The organism is Bradyrhizobium sp. WBOS07 (assembly GCF_024585165.1).
In the GTDB taxonomy this organism is placed as follows: domain Bacteria; phylum Pseudomonadota; class Alphaproteobacteria; order Rhizobiales; family Xanthobacteraceae; genus Bradyrhizobium; species Bradyrhizobium japonicum_B.
This window is the reverse complement of the sequence record NZ_CP029008.1, coordinates 3,595,951-3,612,740: the sequence shown is the minus strand read 5'-3', so window position 1 is coordinate 3,612,740 and position 16,790 is coordinate 3,595,951. Positions and strand designations below refer to the sequence as shown.

At 65.3% G+C, this 16,790-nt stretch carries 19 protein-coding genes; 10 read left to right on the top strand and 9 right to left on the bottom strand.

Going from position 1 to position 16,790, the window contains the following annotated elements; genetic code table 11:
• Nucleotides 1-7: 7 nt before the first annotated feature.
• Entirely contained in the window at nucleotides 8-2,299 is a 2,292-nt protein-coding gene (locus DCM79_RS17360; RefSeq protein WP_257175520.1) for a DUF1522 domain-containing protein, read from the top strand.
• Nucleotides 2,300-2,592: 293 nt separating this feature from the next.
• On the top strand, nucleotides 2,593-2,961 hold the full coding sequence (gene flaF / locus DCM79_RS17355; protein WP_008554779.1) for a flagellar biosynthesis regulator FlaF: 369 nt from the start codon (nucleotides 2,593-2,595) through the stop codon (nucleotides 2,959-2,961).
• A gap of 233 nt (nucleotides 2,962-3,194) precedes the next feature.
• Here the strand turns inward: flaF and DCM79_RS17350 are convergent, their stop codons facing one another.
• From DCM79_RS17350 to DCM79_RS17335, 4 genes are all read right to left on the bottom strand, one after another.
• Entirely contained in the window at nucleotides 3,195-3,554 is a 360-nt protein-coding gene (locus DCM79_RS17350; RefSeq protein ID WP_257175519.1) for a hypothetical protein, read from the bottom strand.
• A 158-nt stretch (nucleotides 3,555-3,712) separates the two neighbouring features.
• Entirely contained in the window at nucleotides 3,713-4,210 is a 498-nt protein-coding gene (locus tag DCM79_RS17345; RefSeq protein ID WP_257175518.1) for a hypothetical protein, read from the bottom strand.
• 11 nt (nucleotides 4,211-4,221) lie between these two features.
• Nucleotides 4,222-4,590, bottom strand: a complete 369-nt coding sequence (flgJ, locus tag DCM79_RS17340) for a flagellar assembly peptidoglycan hydrolase FlgJ (RefSeq protein WP_257175517.1) — start codon at nucleotides 4,588-4,590, stop codon at nucleotides 4,222-4,224.
• A complete protein-coding gene (locus DCM79_RS17335) occupies nucleotides 4,590-5,723 on the bottom strand; it encodes a flagellar basal body P-ring protein FlgI (RefSeq protein ID WP_257175516.1) in 1,134 nt (377 codons plus the stop codon). The genes flgJ and DCM79_RS17335 overlap by 1 nt, the downstream gene beginning before the upstream one ends.
• Nucleotides 5,724-6,007: 284 nt before the next feature.
• Between DCM79_RS17335 and DCM79_RS17330 the strand changes: the two genes are divergently transcribed.
• Nucleotides 6,008-6,421, top strand: a complete 414-nt coding sequence (locus DCM79_RS17330) for a flagellar assembly protein FliX (RefSeq protein ID WP_257175515.1) — start codon at nucleotides 6,008-6,010, stop codon at nucleotides 6,419-6,421.
• Nucleotides 6,422-6,436: 15 nt separating this feature from the next.
• Here the strand turns inward: DCM79_RS17330 and DCM79_RS17325 are convergent, their stop codons facing one another.
• The gene (locus tag DCM79_RS17325) at nucleotides 6,437-6,808 is read right to left on the bottom strand and encodes a helix-turn-helix domain-containing protein (RefSeq protein ID WP_257175514.1); all 372 of its coding nucleotides are present in this window, start codon (nucleotides 6,806-6,808) and stop codon (nucleotides 6,437-6,439) included.
• 145 nt (nucleotides 6,809-6,953) lie between these two features.
• Here DCM79_RS17325 and DCM79_RS17320 point away from each other — a divergent pair, with 145 nt between their 5' ends.
• The 4 genes from DCM79_RS17320 (at nucleotide 6,954) to DCM79_RS17305 (ending at nucleotide 10,470) form a co-directional block, all read left to right on the top strand.
• A complete protein-coding gene (locus DCM79_RS17320) occupies nucleotides 6,954-7,565 on the top strand; it encodes an NAD(P)-dependent oxidoreductase (RefSeq protein ID WP_257175513.1) in 612 nt (203 codons plus the stop codon).
• 216 nt (nucleotides 7,566-7,781) lie between these two features.
• A complete protein-coding gene (dksA, locus tag DCM79_RS17315; RefSeq protein WP_085966600.1) occupies nucleotides 7,782-8,147 on the top strand; it encodes an RNA polymerase-binding protein DksA in 366 nt (121 codons plus the stop codon).
• 299 nt (nucleotides 8,148-8,446) lie between these two features.
• Nucleotides 8,447-9,247, top strand: a complete 801-nt coding sequence (locus tag DCM79_RS17310) for a phytanoyl-CoA dioxygenase family protein (protein ID WP_257175512.1) — start codon at nucleotides 8,447-8,449, stop codon at nucleotides 9,245-9,247.
• A 443-nt stretch (nucleotides 9,248-9,690) separates the two neighbouring features.
• The gene (locus DCM79_RS17305; RefSeq protein ID WP_257175511.1) at nucleotides 9,691-10,470 is read left to right on the top strand and encodes a 2-keto-4-pentenoate hydratase; all 780 of its coding nucleotides are present in this window, start codon (nucleotides 9,691-9,693) and stop codon (nucleotides 10,468-10,470) included.
• A 263-nt stretch (nucleotides 10,471-10,733) separates the two neighbouring features.
• On the opposite strand, the gene flgH is transcribed toward DCM79_RS17305, so the two are convergent.
• Genes flgH through flgF form a run of 4 tightly spaced genes read right to left on the bottom strand, consistent with a single transcriptional unit; the run spans nucleotide 10,734 to nucleotide 14,228 of the window.
• The gene (flgH, locus tag DCM79_RS17300) at nucleotides 10,734-11,498 is read right to left on the bottom strand and encodes a flagellar basal body L-ring protein FlgH (RefSeq protein ID WP_257175510.1); all 765 of its coding nucleotides are present in this window, start codon (nucleotides 11,496-11,498) and stop codon (nucleotides 10,734-10,736) included.
• Between the two features lie 9 nt (nucleotides 11,499-11,507).
• The gene (gene flgA, locus DCM79_RS17295; RefSeq protein ID WP_257175509.1) at nucleotides 11,508-12,641 is read right to left on the bottom strand and encodes a flagellar basal body P-ring formation chaperone FlgA; all 1,134 of its coding nucleotides are present in this window, start codon (nucleotides 12,639-12,641) and stop codon (nucleotides 11,508-11,510) included.
• Between the two features lie 20 nt (nucleotides 12,642-12,661).
• The gene (flgG, locus tag DCM79_RS17290; protein WP_091965437.1) at nucleotides 12,662-13,450 is read right to left on the bottom strand and encodes a flagellar basal-body rod protein FlgG; all 789 of its coding nucleotides are present in this window, start codon (nucleotides 13,448-13,450) and stop codon (nucleotides 12,662-12,664) included.
• A gap of 16 nt (nucleotides 13,451-13,466) precedes the next feature.
• Nucleotides 13,467-14,228: a flagellar basal-body rod protein FlgF gene (flgF, locus tag DCM79_RS17285; protein ID WP_257175508.1), complete on the bottom strand. Its 762-nt coding sequence runs from the start codon at nucleotides 14,226-14,228 to the stop codon at nucleotides 13,467-13,469.
• Between the two features lie 377 nt (nucleotides 14,229-14,605).
• Here flgF and fliL point away from each other — a divergent pair, with 377 nt between their 5' ends.
• From fliL to DCM79_RS17270, 3 genes are read left to right on the top strand one after another with little or no spacing between them, the layout of a single operon-like run.
• Entirely contained in the window at nucleotides 14,606-15,106 is a 501-nt protein-coding gene (gene fliL, locus DCM79_RS17280) for a flagellar basal body-associated protein FliL (protein ID WP_028137460.1), read from the top strand.
• A gap of 30 nt (nucleotides 15,107-15,136) precedes the next feature.
• A complete protein-coding gene (gene fliM, locus DCM79_RS17275; RefSeq protein ID WP_018321852.1) occupies nucleotides 15,137-16,339 on the top strand; it encodes a flagellar motor switch protein FliM in 1,203 nt (400 codons plus the stop codon).
• Nucleotides 16,336-16,782 (top strand): DUF6468 domain-containing protein, encoded by a 447-nt coding sequence (locus DCM79_RS17270; protein WP_257175507.1) that lies wholly within the window; start codon nucleotides 16,336-16,338, stop codon nucleotides 16,780-16,782. The genes fliM and DCM79_RS17270 overlap by 4 nt, the downstream gene beginning before the upstream one ends.
• Nucleotides 16,783-16,790 lie beyond the last annotated feature (8 nt).

The window sequence follows — 16,790 nt, the reverse complement described above, 5'->3', positions numbered from 1 at the left end:
CTCGCCAATGTCCAACATCGTTCTCTCGGCGTCAGTTCGCCAGAACCTGTTGTCGCTGCAGTCGACGGCCGACTTGCTGGCCACGACGCAGGAGCGGCTGGCGACCGGCAAGAAGGTCAACACGGCGCTCGACAATCCCACCAACTTCTTCACGGCGCAGGGGTTGGACAACCGGGCGAGCGACATCAGCAACCTGCTCGACGGCATCAACAACGGTGTCCAGGTGCTGCAGGCGGCCAATACCGGCATCACCTCGCTGCAGAAGCTGATCGACAGCGCGAAGTCGATCGCCAACCAGGCGCTGCAGACCACGGTCGGTTACTCCACCAAGTCGAACGTCTCCACCACCATTCCCGGCGCGACGCCGGCCGACCTGCGCGGCACGACCTCCTATGCGAGCGCGACCGCCAAGAGCAACGTGCTCTATACCGGCGCCGCCGGTGGCGTGACCCCGGTGACGGGAACCGCCGCGCTCGGCGCCTCGCTGGGCTCGAGCGCCGGCACCTTCACCGGCACGGCAGCGCTTGCCGCCGACGGCACGACCGCGCTGTCCGGCACCGCGACGCTGCTCGGCACCACGGCTTCCACTACGTTCGGCACGCCGCCCGCGGACGGCGACACCATCACGGTGAACGGCAAGACCATCACCTTCCGCACCGGCGTCGCGCCGGCCACGCAGCCGACCGGCTGGGGTCTCGACGCCAGCGGCCATATCGCCACCGACGGCAACGGCAATTCGATCGTCTATGAGGGAACGGCGGCTGCGCCGGGGGCGACGATCAACGACGTCCTCACCGCGATCGATCTCGCCAGCGGCGTCAAGACCGCAACCATCAGCGCGAGCGCGGCGACCATCGCCGTCAGCGGCGCGGCCGGTCCCGTCGGCACACTTCAGGTGGCCTCGTCCATCACGGCGGGCGCTGTGACCTTGAAGAGCTCGACCGGTGCCGATCTGAGCGTGACAGGCAAGGCCGATTTCCTCAAGGCGCTCGGTCTGACCTCCGCGACCGGCGCGGGCAACGCGAACGTGACCGCGAACCGCTCGACCACGGCGGGTTCGCTCGGCACGCTCGTTCAGGACGGCTCGACGCTGAACATCGACGGCCACACCATCACCTTCAAGAACGCGCAGACGCCGCAATCGGCGGCGAGCGTCGCCAACGGCTTTGGCGTCAGCGGCAACGTCGTTACCGACGGCAACGGCAACTCGACGGTCTACATCCAGAGCGCGACGCTGACCGACCTGCTCAATGCGGTCGACCTTGCGACCGGCGTCAAGACCGCGAGCATCTTCAACGGCGCGGCGACGCTCTCGACCACGTCGGGGCAGATCCCCTCGTCGGTGAACTCCAGCGGCCAGCTGGCGATCTCCACCGGCGTCAACTCCGATCTCTCGATCACCGGCACCGGCAACGCCCTCAGCGCCTTCGGCCTCAGCGGCAACACGGGAACGGCGACCGCCTTCACGGCGGCGCGCACCTCCGGCGTCGGCGGCATCAGCGGCAAGACGCTGACGTTCACCTCCTTCAACGGCGGCACGCCGGTGAACGTCACCTTCGGCGACGGCACCAACGGCACCGTCAAGACCCTGGACCAGCTCAACGCGCAGCTGCAGGCCAATCATCTGACGGCGACGATCGACGCCAACGGCGTGCTCACGGTGACCACCGTCAACGAGTACGCCTCCTCGACGCTCGGCTCGACGCTTGCCGGCGGCGCAGTCGGCGGCACGATCACCGGCGTCCTGGCGTTCACGACGGCGCAGCCGCCGATTCAGGACCCCGTGGCGCAGACCGCGCGCTCCAACCTGGTCAACCAGTTCAACAACATCCTGGCCCAGATCGACACCACCTCGCAGGACTCCTCGTTCAACGGCGTCAACCTGCTCAACGGCGACACGCTGAAGCTGGTCTTCAACGAGACCGGCAGCTCCACGCTCAGCATCAACGGCGTGGTGTTCAATGCCGCCGGCCTCGGCCTCAGCAATCTCGTCAACGGCGTCGACTTCATCGACAACGGCGCCACCAACAGGGTGCTGGCCAGCCTGAACGCCGCCTCGAGCACGCTGCGCTCGGAAGGCTCGACACTCGGTTCGAATCTGTCGATCGTGCAGGTGCGTCAGGACTTCTCCAAGAACCTGATCAACGTGCTGCAGACCGGCTCGGCCAACCTGACGCTGGCCGACACCAACGAGGAGGCGGCCAACAGCCAGGCGCTGTCGACCCGCCAGTCGATCGCGGTCTCCGCGCTGTCGCTGGCCAACCAGTCGCAGCAGAGCGTGCTGCAGCTGCTCCGCTAATTCGACGGCGCACGCTCGTCACTCGAGATTTCGCGGCGGAGCTAACGCTCCGCCGTTCTTTTGAGGGAGATCGCTAAGGCAAGATTAGCTGAGATCGGCGCGCATCACGGCAAGCGAGTTTACATCGTGCGTGCGTGGATCTAGCGTTGCGCTGAGAAGACCTCCGTGCCCCGTAATTGTCCGGAGTGCTTCCAAAGCACACACGTAAGCAAATCTTAAGCGGTGCTGCCTAGGGTTGGGAAAGAAATCCTTAAGCGCGTACAACGCGCTAGGTAACCTCCAGGGTGTGATTGATGTCGAATTCCGCTGCCTCGGCCTATGCGCGTGTTGCAACGACCACCGCATCTCCTCGGGACATCGAGGCGCAGACCCTGCTCAAGGCCGCGAACAAGCTCCAGGACGCCGTGAACAACGCCGATCCGCTCAGCGAGCAGACCATGCAGGCCCTGATGTTCAACCGCAAGCTCTGGACCATCTTCCTGAGCGAGGCGATGCGCGACAACAATCCGCAGCCGATCGACGTCCGGCAGAAGATCGCCAACATCAGCGTGTTCGTGCTGAGCCAGACCGCCGCGCTCCAGATGAGCCCGCAATTCGATCATTTCCGTCCGCTGATCGAGATCAACCGCAATATCGCTGCGGGTCTGTCCGGGCGGCCGTGACCGCAACTCGTGATGGTCGACATCACGAGCGTTCTTGAGTCCTCATCCAGATCGAACGTCCTGCCGCCTGTCTCTGGCTCGTCGCGCCATGCCGCGGCGACACATCGCCATCGGGGCAGGTGACGAACAGGGTCCCCAGTTCTGCTTCGGCAATACGAATGTCGCGCTGACCGGTGTCGGTCAGACGCGAAGCAGAACATCGTCACCGATCCCGCGATCTCGTCACGCGATGGTCAGGCGCTGACGTCCGTGCTGAGCGGACGCGCAGGCTCGGACTTCATGTCCAGCGCATGGAAGTAGGCCCGCCGGCGCAGCATCGCTTCGTCGGGGAACTGGTTGACCACCGCGTCGGTCTTGTCGTTGACGACCTGGAAGACGAAGGACGCGGCCGCTTGGTCGAACACGACCTGGCGCGAGACGTTCTCGTGGTTCGGCAGATCGTTGCGCACGGGGGCGCGCGTATCCGCCGCGGCGACCGTCTGGCTCACCGGGAGATCGGTTTGCACAGCCTCGTTCGCCGCCACGCTGGACGTCGTTACGATCTGCACGGGGGCCGGGATCCCCACCGGCCTGATGCTGAAATCTGTACTCATGGCAGCCTCCTGGTTGCCTTGATTGAGTCAAATCCCAACCCCTCTAATAACGCAACCATGGAACGTCAGGACTGAAGACCCGGTAAGGAAACGTGCCTAACCGCGCGACGAAATCGCCGCGCGGTTTTTCGTAAAATTGTCGGTTGTTTTCGTGCCGATCAGAGCGAGCGGCTGACCGCGAGCGGCGAGATGTGGCGCGGGCCCGGAGCTGCGCGCCGGCCCGCGGCCGTATAGGTGTTCGGCACGTTGCGCTTCTGGATCTCGGCATTGACGCCGCGCACGACGCTCTCGGAAACGGCGTGCGCGGTCGCGAGCACGGTGAGATTGACCTGGAGCATGGCGCGGAACGCGTCGTGATGGCGGTGCAGCGTCGAGAGCAGCTCAGGGGCGGATTTCGCAAGCTGCGCCTGGTTCGCCTTCAACTGACTGACGGCGCCGACATAGTTTCGCGAGAGCTCCTGCTTCTTGCTCTCGAGCGTCATCGCTTCACGCACCTTGCCGGCGCGAACGAGCTCGGTCTCGCGCTCGATCAGCCCGAGCAGGGCGCTCATCGCATCCATCAGGTCTTCGGCGAGCTTGCGCGCCTCGGCGTTGCCCGGCGCAATGTTCGGGCGTTGGGCCTGCATCGGCTGACGTGAGGCGTTGAAGTGGTTCATCTCGTTTGACCTTATGCCGTGCGGATGGTTTTCGCCTGCTGCATGATGAGGGTGCGGTAGACTTCGCTGGCGATGCCGACGCCGCCGGCCTGGGCGAAGTTCTTGGAATATTGCTCGGTCAGCATCGAGCGCCACACGCCGGTGCCGGGCGTGTCGCCGAACGGGCCTTCGCCCTTCAGGCCCGAGGTCATCTGCGAGAACATGCTGTTGAGGAACATCGCCTCGAAATCGGTGGCGGTCTTCTGGGCCCTGGCCTGCTCCTTCGGCGAGACCTTCTGCAGGGCGCTGGCGAGGTCGAAATCGGGCCGCCCGTTGCGGCTCTCGACCGAGAAGGCCGAGGAGGTGGCGAGGCGCGGCGTGTTGATCGTGCTGGTCTGCATCACATCACCTCGATGTCGGCTTCGATGGCGCCGGCGGCCTTGATCGCCTGCAGGATGCTGATCATGTCGCGCGGGCCGATGCCTAGCCCGTTGAGGCCATCGACGAGTTGCTGGAGCGAGACCCCGTCCTTGACGACGGCCAGCTTCTTGCCGTCCTCGGTGACGGTGACGGCGCTGCGCGGTGCGACCACGGTGCGGCCGCGCGAGAGCGGGTTGGGCTGGCTCACCTGCGGGCTCTCGGAGATGGTGACGGTGAGGTTGCCCTGTGCCACCGCGACGGTGGCGACGCGAACGTCGCGGCCCATCACGATGATGCCGCTGCGCTCGTCGATGATGATCTTGGCGGCCAGATCGGGGTCGACCTGCAGCTGCTCGATCTCGGTGAGGAATGCGACGACGTTGCCCTTGAACTCGGGCGGGATCGAGAGCTGCACCGTCGAGGGGTCGATCGGCTCGGCGGTCTTGACGCCGAGATAGTCGTTGACGGCGGCCGCGATGCGCTTGGCGGTGGTGAAGTCGGCGTTGCGCAGCGCCAGGCGCACGTTCGGCAGGCGATTTAGCGCGAACTCGATCTCGCGCTCGATGATGGCACCGTTGGCGATGCGTCCCACGGTCGGAACGCCGCGCACGATCTTGGCCGCCTCGCCCTCGGCCTGGAAGCCGGAGATCGCGAGCGAGCCCTGCGCCACCGCGTAGACATTACCGTCGGCACCTAGCAAGGGGGTGACGAGCAGGGTGCCGCCCTGCAGGTTCTTGGCGTCGCCGAGCGCGGAGACCGTGACGTCCATGCGCGTGCCTTGGGTGGCGAAGGCCGGCAGATTGCCTGTCACCATCACGGCGGCGACGTTGCCGGTGCGGATGGTGGCGCCGCGGATGTTGACGCCCATGCGCTCGAGCATCGCCTGCAGCGATTGCTTGGTGAAGGGGATGTTGTTGAGCGTGTCGCCGGTGCCGTTGAGGCCGACGACGAGGCCATAGCCGATTAGCTGGTTCTGCCGCACGCCTTCGATGTTGGCGAGATCCTTGATGCGCGAGGTCGCAGCCGCCGGCGCGACCAACAGCGCCAGCGCCGCCAGCGCCGACAGCGCCGCGCAGGCCACCCCGACGATCCTTACCCAACGAACGCCTGGCATCCTCTGCTCCCCAAGGCTCCTAAAGCGGGCCCCTCAAATCGGAAAGACCTGCACGACACTCCCATGACGAGCTGGTCCGACGCTGTCCTTGCGAGGGCTGTGCCAACCCGGGCAGCAAGGTTAGGTGGCTGAATAGGTTGAATAAATCTGTTTCGACCGGTGTCAGCCGGCGTTGTCCCTGAGGAGCGAAACTGCCGCCCGTCGGCAGATTTTGCCGGGCTGTTTACGCGCCGTTAACCATAAGACGGCGAAGGTGACGGCATCGATCACCCGGATTCCCTCCGATGCGCATCTACGGACCGAATGGCACCACGCTTGGAACGCCGGCGAGCCAGGCCAGGCGGACCGGCTCCGGCACCTTCGTGCTGCCCGACACTTCGTCGGCGCAGGAGACCCGGAGCGCGGCCGCACCGAAGTCCGCCACCAACATCGATGGGCTGCTGGCCCTGCAAGGCGTCGAGGAGGATCCGGTCGAGCGTCGCAAGCGCTCGGTCGCGCGCGGCAGGACTGCGCTCGACGTGCTCGACGACCTCAAGATGGGCCTCTTGTCCGGCAATCTCGACGCCTCGACCGTGATGCGGCTGCGGGATGCCGCAGCGAACCTGAAATCGTCCTCGGGCGATACCGGTCTCGATGCGGTGCTGGCCGAGATCGAGCTGCGCGTCGAGGTCGAACTGGCGAAAGCCGGGCAGGCGTAAAACTCATCCCATCAACTACGCCGCTTCCTCCTTCTGCCGCGCGTCGTAGCGGCGCTGGGCGGCGAGAACGTCCTTCAGATTTTGCTCGGCCCAATCGCGCAGCGGATCGACCGCGCCGGCGAGCGTCAGCCCGAGCTGCGTGATCGAATACTCGACCGTCACGGGCACGGTCGCGATGGCATGGCGCCTGAGCAGGCCGTCGCGTTCGAGCGATTTGAGGACCTGGCTCAGCATCTTCTGCGAAATGCCTTCGATCGTGCGGCGCAGCTGATTGAAGCGCATCGGCTGCTCGCGCAGCAGCAGGAGGATCAGCACCGCCCATTTGTCGCCGACCCGGTCGAGGATTTGGCGCGTGGGGCAGTTCGCCGCGTAGACGTCGGGTTTCATCGTCGGTCCTCGAAATCCATGTTCGTCAAATAACAGTGGGGGTCACCCTCGTGTAAGCAGGTAAGCACAAAGTGCTCTCTTAACACCAGCATTCTTTGCGATATCTAGTCTCCATTAGTTACTATGGTAGCAAAAGGAGCCTTCCATGAAAATCGCAGTCGCCGGCGCCTCGGGCCGGGCCGGGTCGGAGATCACCAAGGAGCTGTCCCGCCGCGGCCACGCGGTCACCGCCATCGCCCGGAACCCGGAGAAGATCGCGGCCCTGCCGAATGTCACGCCCACCAAGGGGGACGTGCTCGACCAGGCCGGCCTCGCCAAGCTGTGGGCCGGCCACGACGTCGCCGTGAGTTCCGTGCACTTTCTGGCCAGCGACTCGCGCAAGCTGATCGGCGCGGCGAAGGAGGCCAAAGTTGGCCGTTATCTCGTGGTCGGCGGCGCCGGCAGTCTCGAGGTCGCGCCGGGCGTGAAGCTGGTCACGACTCCCAATTTTCCGGCCCAGTACAAGGCGGAAGCCGAGGCAGGCGGGGCCTTCCTCGACCTGTTGCGGCAGGAGAAGGAGCTGAACTGGACCTTCCTTTCGCCGTCCGCGCTGTTCGTCGAAGGAGAGCGCACGGGCAAGTTCCGGCTCGGGACCGATCAGCTTCTCGCAGATGCGAACGGCAAGAGCTGGATCACTTTTGCCGACTACGCCATCGCGCTCGCCGACGAGATCGAGCGCCCGGCCCATCCGAGGCGGCGCTTCACGGTCGGTTACTAGGCTTTCGGCCGCCCCCGAGCCATCCCAGGATAAACCTTCCTGTGCAAGGACTTGGGGGCGCCGGCCAGACTCTCAGGGAAATATTGTCTGTCACAGGAGGCCACTATATAAGGCCCGGTTCAACGGACCCTGTTTCCGTTGCGAGTCGTTGCTTAGACAGATAGGCCGCCCTTGGAAAAGTTGAAAAACTACCGACCGACCGAAAAAGAGCCTTTCATGAACGACCGGCAGAAGGAGTACTTCCGTTTGAAGCTCCTTGCCTGGAAGGATGAGATCCTCAAAGAGTCCAAGCTGACCCTGCAAGCTTTGCAGGAGGAGAACGTCAACCACCCCGATCTCGCCGATCGGGCATCGTCCGAAACCGACCGTGCCATCGAGCTCCGTGCCCGCGACCGCCAGCGCAAGTTGATCGCCAAGATCGACGCCGCGCTCCAGCGCATCGAGGACAACACCTACGGCTATTGCGAGGAAACCGGCGAGCCGATCTCGTTGAAGCGGCTCGAGGCCCGGCCCATCGCGACGCTGTCGGTGGAAGCGCAGGAGCGCCACGAGAAACGCGAGAAGGTCTATCGCGACGAATAGAGGCGGAGCCGCAGAGATGCGGCTCTTTTATTTCGTGGCGGATGGTGCGCGGTTTCGCGCCGCGTCCGGCGTTGTTGCTTGCCGCTTGAATGTCGCCTGCGCGGCGCGTAGATTCGCGCCGCCATGATGATTTACACTCTCGACATCGCATCGGTCTTCTTCCTGGGTTGAGCGCAGGGCGCCTCCGCCGCGGAGGCATTGCGTCCCGCAAGTGCGACTTGCGGATTCCCCACCGATCGCCCCAGCCGGTTCCGCAGCGAGCGGACGATGCGGGCTGGACGAGACATCGAGAGATCATCATGACGGCCAATCCCCGCGCGCTCGACGACGCGCAGATCGACCAATTCATTCGCGACGGCTTCATTCGGATCGACAACGCCTTTCCGCCCGGCCTGGCCGAGGCGGCGCGTGCCATCATGTGGCGCGATCTGCCGTGCAGCGAGCACGACGCCGCAAGCTGGACCCGGCCCGTGGTGCGGCTGCCCTACTATGGCGGCCCGCCGTTCCGGGATGCCATCAACACCGCAGTGCTGCATGCCGCGTTCGACCAGATCGTCGGGCCGGGACGATGGCGGCCGCGAGGCGATATCGGCACCTTTCCGGTGCGCTTTCCCCATCCGGACGATCCGGGCGACGATGGCTGGCACGTCGATCTCAGCTTTCGCGGCGAGGGCTGCAACCCGGACGAGGCGCAGGATTTCTCGGCCTGGCGCGTCAACGTCACCTCGCGGGGCCGGGCGCTGCTGCTGCTGTTCCTGTTCTCCGATGTCGGTGAGGACGATGCGCCGACGTGGATCCGGGTCGGTTCGCACCTGCCGATGGCGCGCTATCTGGCGCCCGCCGGCGATGCGGGGCGGGCGCACATGATGCTGGAGCGGATGGGGGCCGATTGCCCGGTTGCGGTGGCGACCGGGGCGGCGGGGACGGTCTATCTCTGTCATCCCTTCCTGGTTCATGCCGCGCAGAAGCACCGGGGAACGCGACCGCGCTTCCTGGCGCAGCCGCCGCTGCATCTCGCCGAGCCCTACCAGCTGGAGCGGAAGGAGGGTGATTACTCGCCGGTCGAGGTCGCCATCCGCGTCGCACTTGGACGCAATTGACGGAGGCGATGCCGTTGCACTTGGCGTTGTGGCGCGTTCCTGCGCCACAACGCGATGGTCGTGGGGACCGATTGCCAGGGATATTGCAGAGATCGCAAAAAATGAATCGCAATCAATGGGCTAGAGTCGAATCCTCCGTGCTCACGTGAATTCGCATGAGAGAAAGCCTTCACGTCAGGCGCGGGACGTTTTGCGAGTCGCATCAAGGGGATCGACCGGCATCTTGAGACGGCGGCGCAGCGGCTTCACGCATCGCTGCAATCAGGGTCTCTGCCGCGCGTAGGGCGGGCGCGTGGCTCCATAAAGACCTGACCAACTCAATATTTCCTTAAGCGGGGCGAGCGTCCCGTCATCGACCGGACGAGCGCCGACCTGCGCTTGTCATGCCCGGGCGGGAATGCTGAAGTGCCGCCATTGAATGCGTAGCGTGGGAGGCGGCGCCGATGGACAGGATTCTCGAAGCCGCCAAGGCGATCGCGCTGGCGCGGCGCAATCATGCGCCGCTCGCGGCGCTGGAACGTCCGCCCAGGGATGAGGCCGAGGGCTATCAGGTCCAGCGCGCGCTGCACGATCTGCTGCTGGCGCATGTCGGGCCGCAGGTCGGCTACAAGATCGGCTGCACCAGCCAGGTGATGCAGGACTATATCGGCATCCCGCATCCCTGCGGCGGCGGCGTGTTCCAGAAGGGCGTGCATGACAGCGGCGCCAGGCTGGCCGCCTCCGACTATGTCCGGGTCGGCGTCGAATGCGAGATCGCGGTGCGGCTGAAGCGGGATCTCGCCGCCGGCGAGGCGCCGTTCACGGCCGAGTGGGTCGGCGAGGCGGTCGAGGCCTATCATCCCGCCATCGAGATCGTCGACGACCGCTACGTCAAGTGGGAGACCATGGGCGCCCCGACGCTGATCGCGGACGATTTCTTCGCGGCCGGCTGCGTGCTCGGGCCGTCCGTGCCCCGCTCGTCCGTGCCGGATCTGAAAGCGGTCAAGGGCCGCGCCATCGTCAACGGCGAGGAGGTCAGCCACGGCACCGGCGCAGACGTGCTCGGTCACCCCCACAACGCGCTCGCCTGGCTCGCCAACCATCTCGCCGCCGAAGGCAAGGGTCTTCACGCGGGGCAACTCGTGCTGACGGGCAGCCTGGTCAAGACGCTCTGGCTCAAGGCCGGCGACAAGGTGCGGATGGAGCTGGACGGGCTGGGCACGGTGGAGGCGGAGTTTACGTGAGGACGCGGTCCCTCCGCCGTCATTGCGAGCGCAGCGAAGCAATCCAGAATCCTTCCGCGGCGGCAGCCTGGATTGCTTCGCTGCGCTCGCAATGACACTGGTTGAGCAGCGATCTCGCTGCAATGGCGATCTGACCCGTGGCCGCTATGGCACACCGCCCAAAGTACATGCGGCCTCCGGCAGGGGAGCTACCGGAGGCCGCGTCGTACATCGTCGTTCGCGCCTTAAGTTCACGAACACGATGTGGGAGCTCTTGAAGAGGCTTAGAAGGGCAGCAGCACGTCCATGACCTGCTGGCCGTAGCGCGGCTGCTGCACGTCCATGATCTGGCCGCGGCCGCCATAGGCGATGCGGGCCTGGGCAATCTTGGTGGAATCGATGGTGTTGTCGCTCTGGATGTCCTCGGGGCGCACGATGCCGGCCACGATCAGCTCGCGAATTTCGAAGTTGACGCGGATCTCCTGCTTGCCTTCGACGACCAGGTTGCCGTTCGGCAGCACCTGGGTGACCACGGCGGCGACGTTGGTCTGCAAGGCTTCCTTGCGGTCGACGCTGCCCTTGCCCTCGCTCGATGAGGTCGAGTCGGCGGTCAGGATGCGGCCCGGCAGGACCTTCTGCGCCTGCGTGCCCAGCGTCTTCGCGCCGATGAAGTCGGTGATGCCCGAATCTTCCTTGTTGGTGCGGCTGCGCGAGGTGTCGTTCTCGATGTTGGCCTTGTCCGTGATGTTCACGGTCACGGTCAGGAGGTCGCCGACCTGGCGGGCGCGCTGGTCCTTGAAGAAGGCGCGGCTGCCGTTGCGCCACAGCGAGTTCGGATTGTAGGAGGCGACTTCCGGCTTCGGCATCGGCATCTGCACCGGCTTGTAACCGGGCTGTGCCGTCGGATTCTCGATCGCCGACAGCTTCGGTTGCTCGCCGATCTGCGACAGGCGATCGATCGAGGAGCAGCCGCCCAGCGCGCAGGAGGCGAGCAGCAGGGCAGAGATCGCGATGCGACGAAGACGGAAAGCCGGACTGAAAGCGGACATGACGAACTCTTACTTGGCTTGAGCTTGCGAGACGCGAGCTTGCGGGGTTTGGGCTTCTGCGATCTGGGCCGGCGAGGCGGGGGCCTGCACCAGGTTCCGGAGGAGAGCTGCGGTGTCGACGGGGGCCGGCGTCTCGTCGCGCCGGAGCGAGGAGGTCTGGTCGACCGCCGGCGCCATCGGCGCCGACTGGCTCGCGCCCTGGATCGTCACCTGGCCGCGGCCGGTGACTACCCCGGTCAGCGTGCGCTTGGAATGCAGATTGAGCACGCTGACGGTGTCGCCATCGGCGCCGCTCTCGATCGCCTTGCCGCGCGTGGTGAGATAGAGGCCAGGCGCCTGAAAAATGATGGTCACGCTCTGGTCGCGCACCACGAAGTCGGGCTTGACGATGTCGGCGGCGCGAAGCGGCATGCCTGCCCGCATCGCCCGACGCAGCTGCATGCCGACGCTGCGCTCGCGCGAAGCCGGCTCGCCGGTGACCTCGGCCTTCGGCCGGCGCTCCAGCGCGATGTCGGAGGACTTCAGCACGTCGGCACGGTCGATGTCGCGCGTCAGCACGGCCACTTCGACCGTCTCGATCGCGGTACCGGCGAAGCGCAGCTTGGTCGGGATCGGATTGTTGTCGTTGGCGATCTCGAAGGCGACGTCGAAGCGGCCGCTGCGGGCATCGTAGCGGGTTGCGACCGGCTGCAGCGCACCGCTGTAGGCGGCGTCCAACCGCATCTCGGTGACGGCGCGGTCGAAGGTGATGGTGATGTTGGCGGCATCGCCGAGGCCGAAGCGGCGCTCGAGCGCCGAGGCGACCGCGCTTTCGATATCCTTGCCCGCGAGCGTGCGGGAGAGGCGCGTGACGTGGACTTCCTTGATGTCGCCGGTCATCACGCCGATCACCTGCTTGGCGCGGAGCACCGACAGCACCTGGCCGACGGTCAGCGTGCCGGTGGTGCCGAGATCGGGCGAGCGGTAGACCGGGATCGTCGCGGCCGATCCGGCATTGTCGATGAGATCGCCGACCCGAACCACGTCCGAGGTCACGCTGACGCTCGCGCGCAGCGCCGGGGCGGCGATGAAGTCGTCCGCGGCCGCGGCCGGCAGGGCCAGCGCGAGCAGGGCGGAGATGGTGGCGAGAGTGGTGCGGATCATCGTCATTGCTTCAGTTGGCCTCAGCGGAACAGCGCCGTGGTCGATTGCATCATCTGGTCGGCGGCGCTGATCACCTTGGCGTTCATCTCGTAGGCGCGCTGGGCGGCGATCAGGTCGCTCATCTCGGAGACCACGTCGACATTGGCCTGCTCGAGGCTGCCTTGCGTGATCTTGCCGTAGCCCTCGGAATTCGCGGTGCCGTCCTGCGGCGGGCCGGACGAGGGCGTCTCGGTGAACTGGTTGCTGCCGACCGGCTGCAGGCCCGCTTTGTTGATGAAGCGGGTCACGCCGATCTGGCCGACGATCGAGGAGGTCGAGGAGCCCGGCAGCGTCACCGAGACCTGGCCCTGCTCGCTCACGCTGATGCCGGACGCGTTGTTCGGGATCGTGATGGTCGGCTGCACCGGGTTGCCCTGCGCGGTGACGACGCGGCCCTGATTGTCCATCTGGAAGGTGCCGTCGCGGGTGTACTGGTAGGTGCCGTCGGGCATCAGAATCTTGAAGAAGCCTTCCCCGGACATCGCGAGGTCGAGATCGTTGCCGGTCTGCGACAGCGTGCCCTGGGTCATGCTGCGCGGCGTGCCGACGGTCTTGACGCCGCCGCCGATGTCGACGCCGACGGGCAGGATGGTGCCCTGGTCCGAGGCCTGCGCGCCGACGCGGCGCACGTGTTCGTAGATCAGGTCCTGGAACGCCGCGGTCTGCTTCTTGAAGCCGGTGGTGCGCAGGTTGGCGATGTTGTTGGAGATCACCTGAACGTTGAGTTCCTGTGCCGCCATTCCGGTCGCTGCGGTGTGAAGTGCCTGCATCTCAGTTCTCCCTCAATCAGGCCGGAACGTCGGCGAGTCTTTCGATCGCCGATTTGTGGAGGTCGCTCTGCTGCTGGAGCAGGTTGGCGACGGCGCTGTAGCTGCGCATGACCTCGACCATGCGGGTCATCTCGATGACCGAATTCACGTTCGACTTCTCGACGTAGCCCTGCTCCACGGTGGACTTGGTGGCGGGCTGCAGGGTCGCTCGGCCGGTGTCGTAGAGATTGGCGCCGAGCTTGGTCAGCTTGGCCGGATCGTCGAACGCCACCATCTTGATCTTGCCGCGGATCGAATCGTTCCTGGCGGTGCCTTCGAGCACCGTGATGGTGCCGTCGGGCGCGATGTTGATGTCGTGATCGGTCGGCTGGAAGGTGATCGGGCCGCCGGTTCCAAGCACGAGGTTGCCGTCGGAGGTGACGAGCTGGCCGGTCGAGTTGAGCGAGAACTTGCCGTCGCGTGTGTAGCGCTCGGCACCATTGACCTGCACTGCAAAATAGGCGTCGCCGGTGATCGCCAGGTCGAGCGGGTTCTTGGTCATCTCCATCGGCCCCGGGCCGACGTCGCGGAAGGTGCCGCGGTCCTGCACATAGGAGACGCGGCGGTCGGCGCCGATGAAATTGTCCTCACGCGCGTTCGAGTTGAGATACTCCTCGAACAGCGAATGGTCGGCCTTGAAGCCGTTGGTGTTGGCATTGGCGACGTTGTTGGCGATGACATCCATCTGCCGTTCCAACGTCATCTGCCGTGACAACCCGATCAGAAGCGCGTTCTGCATCGGAAATCTCCCCTGAGTGGATCCGCCATCTCGCTCTCCCAAGCGCCTTGGCCGACCCCGTGAACGAGACCTTCAGGTTCTCCCAAACCGGTGGGTCTCGGCCCTTTCTCAGCGAAAGCCGTGCCAACCTGGAAAAATTTGCGATTTCAATGTCTTGTCGATTTTCGAGGGGCGCGGGAGGGCGGCAGAAAGGTTCTGTTAGCCATGTCTGCCCGGCAGATTTTTCCTAGCGCGAGCCCGATCGAAAGATTCCGTTAACCATTATTACCGTAGCGTTTGCCATGAAAAGGAGCGCATTGCGCCGGGGCATTTGTATCGCGTCACTGTCTTGAGCCTTCGCTCTTTCGACCCCTTTTAGAAATCCGGGCGCGGCGACCATGGCAGAGAACGAAGCGGAAGGCGGCGCAGCCGGTGAGGGCACCGAAGGCGCTCCGCCGAAGAACAAGCTCAAGCTCATCATCATGGCCGTCGGCGTGCTCGCCATCCTCGGCGGCGGTGCTGCGACCTGGTTCTTCTTCTTCCGTCACGGCGATGCCGAGCACCATGCCGAGGCCGCGCCGCCGCCGAAGCCGCCGGCCTTCGTCGACGTCCCCGACCTGATGGTCAACCTCGCCGGTTCGCCCGGCGAGCGCGTGCAATATCTGCGGCTGAAGATCGTGCTGGAGCTGAAGGAAGAGAAGCAGATCGAGGCGATCAAGCCGACGATGCCGCGCGTCACCGACATCTTCCAGACCTATGTGCGCGAGCTGCGCCCCTCCGACCTCAACGGGTCCGCCGGCATCTTCCGCCTCAAGGAGGAGCTGACCAAGCGCGTCAACGCCGCGGTCGCCCCGATCCAGGTCAGCGCGGTGCTGTTCAAGGAAGTCGTGGTTCAGTGATGGCGCTGCGGGAGGCAACGGACTAGCGCCATGGCCGGCAACGAGCAAATGGACCAGGATGCGATTGCCGCCCAATGGGAGGCGTCGCTCGATTCCGAGGATCCCGCGGAGGCCGCAAAGGCTGCTGCCGAAAACGAGCTGTCGGAGACCATGGCCCTGCAATGGGCCGCCATGGTCGAGGACGGCAGCCGCGATCTCGGCAGCGGCAAGAACTCCGGCGAGCGGGTTCTGTCGCAGGAGGAGATCGACAATCTCCTCGGCTTCACCGTCGGCGACGTCACGCTCGACGACCATTCCGGCATTCGCGCCATCATCGATTCGGCGATGGTCTCCTACGAGCGTCTGCCGATGCTCGAAATCGTCTTCGACCGCCTGGTGCGGTTGATGACCACGTCCCTGCGCAATTTCACCTCCGACAACGTCGAAGTCTCGCTCGACCGCATCACCTCGGTGCGCTTCGGCGACTACATGAACTCGATCCCGCTGCCCGCCGTCCTGACCGTCTTCAAGGCCGAGGAGTGGGAAAACTTCGGCATGGCGACGGTCGATTCCAACCTGATCTATTCGATGATCGACGTGCTGCTCGGCGGACGCCGCGGCACCAGCCAGCTCCGCATCGAAGGCCGGCCCTACACCACGATCGAGACCGAGCTGGTGAAGCGGCTGGTCGAGGTGGTGCTGGCCGACGCCGAGCAGGCGTTCCGGCCGCTGTCGCCGGTGACATTCACGATCGACCGGCTCGAGACCAATCCGCGTTTCGCCGCGATCAGCCGTCCCGCCAATGCCGCGATCCTGGTGCGCCTGCGCATCGACATGGAAGACCGCGGCGGCAACATCGAGCTGCTGCTGCCCTATGCGACCATCGAGCCGATCCGGGGCGTCCTGCTCCAGATGTTCATGGGCGAAAAATTCGGCCGCGACCCGGTCTGGGAAGGCCATTTCGCCACCGAGATCGTGCAGGCCGAGATCGCCGTCGATGCCGTGCTCTACGAGGCCGACATCCCGCTCAAGCAGCTGATGCGGCTCAAGGTCGGCGACACGCTGCCGCTGGACATGCGCGCCGACGCCAACGTCACCGTGCGCTGCGGCGACGTCACGCTGACCGAGGGGCGGATGGGCCGGGTCGGCGACCGCGTCGCGATCCGCGTGACGAAACCCTTGCGCAAGCCAAGCACGACACTTGCGATGTTCGAGAAGGTGGACGAGCAGAACAAGATGATGGAGGCCCCATGAACCACTCCCTGGGAATGGCGATCGAGACGCTGGTGGCTATCCTGCTGATGCTGACGATCGTCTACTGCGTCATGCTCAACAAGCGCCTGACGCGGCTGAAGGCGGACGAGCATTCGCTGAAGGCGGTGATCGGCGAATTGATCACCGCAACCGAGATCGCCGAGCGCGCGATCGGCGGGCTGAAGCTAGCGGTGCGCGACGTCAACGAGAATCTCGGCAGCCAGCTCGCCGCGGCGACGCAGATGTCGGACCAGCTCTACAAGCAGCTCGGCGAAGCCGACAACGTGGTGCGGCGCCTGTCCAAGATCGCGATCGCCGCGCGCCCCGTCACCAATCCGGAAGCGGTCGCCGCGCCCACGTCCAAGCCCTCGACCGCGAAGGCAGTGGCGGCGGCGGCCGAAGCCTTCTCCGAGCGCCGACGCTCCAACGGTCTTGCCGCATGAAGTCAGGG

Excerpts from the sequence above, each read along its gene's own strand:
- flgA (WP_257175509.1), bottom strand. The coding sequence starts at position 12,641 with ATGATCCGCACCACTCTCGCCACCATCTCCGCCCTGCTCGCGCTGGCC.
- DCM79_RS17320 (WP_257175513.1), top strand. The coding sequence starts at position 6,954 with ATGAAAATCGCAGTCGCCGGCGCCTCGGGCCGGGCCGGGTCGGAGATC.
- DCM79_RS17305 (WP_257175511.1), top strand. The coding sequence starts at position 9,691 with ATGGACAGGATTCTCGAAGCCGCCAAGGCGATCGCGCTGGCGCGGCGC.
- flaF (WP_008554779.1), top strand. The coding sequence starts at position 2,593 with ATGTCGAATTCCGCTGCCTCGGCCTATGCGCGTGTTGCAACGACCACC.
- DCM79_RS17335 (WP_257175516.1), bottom strand. The coding sequence starts at position 5,723 with ATGCCAGGCGTTCGTTGGGTAAGGATCGTCGGGGTGGCCTGCGCGGCG.
- flgJ (WP_257175517.1), bottom strand. The coding sequence starts at position 4,590 with ATGCAGACCAGCACGATCAACACGCCGCGCCTCGCCACCTCCTCGGCC.
- DCM79_RS17350 (WP_257175519.1), bottom strand. The coding sequence starts at position 3,554 with ATGAGTACAGATTTCAGCATCAGGCCGGTGGGGATCCCGGCCCCCGTG.
- DCM79_RS17325 (WP_257175514.1), bottom strand. The coding sequence starts at position 6,808 with ATGAAACCCGACGTCTACGCGGCGAACTGCCCCACGCGCCAAATCCTC.
- fliL (WP_028137460.1), top strand. The coding sequence starts at position 14,606 with ATGGCAGAGAACGAAGCGGAAGGCGGCGCAGCCGGTGAGGGCACCGAA.
- DCM79_RS17330 (WP_257175515.1), top strand. The coding sequence starts at position 6,008 with ATGCGCATCTACGGACCGAATGGCACCACGCTTGGAACGCCGGCGAGC.
- DCM79_RS17345 (WP_257175518.1), bottom strand. The coding sequence starts at position 4,210 with ATGAACCACTTCAACGCCTCACGTCAGCCGATGCAGGCCCAACGCCCG.
- DCM79_RS17310 (WP_257175512.1), top strand. The coding sequence starts at position 8,447 with ATGACGGCCAATCCCCGCGCGCTCGACGACGCGCAGATCGACCAATTC.
- flgF (WP_257175508.1), bottom strand. The coding sequence starts at position 14,228 with ATGCAGAACGCGCTTCTGATCGGGTTGTCACGGCAGATGACGTTGGAA.
- flgH (WP_257175510.1), bottom strand. The coding sequence starts at position 11,498 with ATGTCCGCTTTCAGTCCGGCTTTCCGTCTTCGTCGCATCGCGATCTCT.
- DCM79_RS17270 (WP_257175507.1), top strand. The coding sequence starts at position 16,336 with ATGAACCACTCCCTGGGAATGGCGATCGAGACGCTGGTGGCTATCCTG.
- fliM (WP_018321852.1), top strand. The coding sequence starts at position 15,137 with ATGGCCGGCAACGAGCAAATGGACCAGGATGCGATTGCCGCCCAATGG.
- flgG (WP_091965437.1), bottom strand. The coding sequence starts at position 13,450 with ATGCAGGCACTTCACACCGCAGCGACCGGAATGGCGGCACAGGAACTC.
- DCM79_RS17360 (WP_257175520.1), top strand. The coding sequence starts at position 8 with ATGTCCAACATCGTTCTCTCGGCGTCAGTTCGCCAGAACCTGTTGTCG.
- dksA (WP_085966600.1), top strand. The coding sequence starts at position 7,782 with ATGAACGACCGGCAGAAGGAGTACTTCCGTTTGAAGCTCCTTGCCTGG.